The organism is Dialister sp. UBA1703, assembly GCA_002320515.1.
Lineage (GTDB): Bacteria > Bacillota > Negativicutes > Veillonellales > Dialisteraceae > Dialister.
Map to the genome: position 1 here is coordinate 1 of DCJJ01000003.1, position 388 is coordinate 388.

Genomic DNA, 388 nt, shown 5'->3' on the forward strand with positions numbered 1-388 from the left:
GGAGATTAACTCATGTGTTAGAAACCATCAATATGGAGAAAAGGCAACCATTAACAATGATATTTGACTCAATTTTGTTGATCTTCCTCAGCTTGTTCCTTAACTAAGTAGCATTGCTGTTCAGGGGGAAGAATAAAGCTCTGAAAAGCATTCCTTTCATAAGCAGCTCACAGCATAACAGAGCTTTATAGTGACCCTACGAAGTGGGGGGGGAAGGTGGTGGCGCCAGCCACCAAAGGGGGAGAATGCATTTCTGACGCCCGCAGGGCGGTTGTATGGTTTTAGCCGCCAAAGGCGCCATACCTTTCCAGCGGAGCGGTACTATATAACTCCCGAGGGGGGAGCACTCAACCCGTCCGGGAGGCGTCAGCCGGTCCCGGACAGAACC